The 1,347-nt window shown below is 67.5% G+C and carries 1 protein-coding gene; it reads left to right on the plus strand.

What is annotated here, in order from left to right; all coding sequences use genetic code 11:
• On the plus strand, positions 1 to 1,331 hold a 1,331-nt coding region (locus ACZ7NC_RS45670; RefSeq protein WP_471498405.1), incomplete at its 5' end, for a Helicase associated domain protein.
• Positions 1,332 to 1,347: the final 16 nt, after the last annotated feature.

A 1,347-nucleotide genomic window follows, 5' to 3' on the forward strand; every position in this document is an offset into this window, starting at 1 on the left:
CGGAAGAGGTGCGGGGGCAGCGTCTTGGGGCCTTGCAGGCCGCGTTGCTGCACACGATGGCGCAGCACGACCTGTCGACGTGCATCACCTTCCACTACCGGACCATCGAGGCGCAGGCGTACGCGGAGGGCCTTCAGCGGGTGGCGGCGAAGCTGCACGCCGACCAGCCTGAGAGCTACCCGAAGCGGATCTGGGCGGACTGGCTGTGCGGCGAGCACGTCCCCGAGCGCCGGCGGGAGGTCCTGGGTTCGTTCGGGTCCACGGCACAGCGGGCCGTGCTCTCGAACTGCCGGGTCCTGGGCGAGGGCGTCGACATCCGCGCGGTGGATTCAGTTGCCCTGTTGGACCCCAAGGGAGCGCCGCACGACATCGTCCAGGCCATCGGCCGGGCACTCCGCCAGAAGCCCGGACAGGGCAAGCTCGCCTCCCTGATCGTGCCCGTCTTCCTCCAGCCCGGAGAAAAGCCCGAGGACATGTTCACCTCGGGATCGTATCGGCCCTTGGTGAAGGTTCTCGAAGGGCTGCGGGCTCATGATGAAGAGGCCGTCGAGTTGCTGGCGATTCCGCAGGAGTCGCAGAAGGACGTCGCGCAACCGTCCGTGAACATCGGCACGCCGCCCGAGGAAGGCGAAGCCGAATCACGGTTGCTGCTCCGTTTCGCTGCCCCCAGGGATCCGGTGATGGTCGCGGACTGGGTCTCCTTCAACGTGATCGACACCGAACGCCAGGACTGGGCCCGCGGCTGGGCGAAGTTGAAGACGTACGTTGAGCGGGTCGGGAACGCGAGGGTGCCCTACGGACACCGCGAGGGCGCGACACCGCTTGGTCAATGGGTCGCGGAACAACGACGCGCCTACACAGCCGGACAGATGACCGGCCAACGCGCGAGGCGACTCGAACAGCTCGGCATGGTCTGGAGCCTGGCGGATGAACGCTTCCAGGAAAACCTGGAAGCCGCCAAGGCGTACTACGAGCAGCACTGGACGCTGTGCGCGCCCCGGCCCGCGACGATGCTGGACCGGCCGGTGGGGCAATGGCTGTCCAATCTTCGGCGGCCGGGTGCCCTCGACGGACACCCCGAGTGGAAGACCGCGCTGGAAGCCGTGGACGAGGACTGGAACCCGTCGTGGCCGGCGCAGTGGCAGCGGCACTACGCCGCACTACGCGAACTCCTACGCGACGAAGAAGGACAGGCCGGCCAGACCGAGGTGCTGCCCGGCGTCACGGTCCACGGCACCTGCGTTCCACAGTTGCGGGGTTCTTGGGGGTGCGGTGAGGTATCGATGCAGGTCAGGCGGGTGTGCCTAGCGCGAAAGGCCGAAAACGCCTAGTGGCACGATATGGGCA

The organism is Streptomyces sp. NPDC111802 (assembly GCF_055634335.1).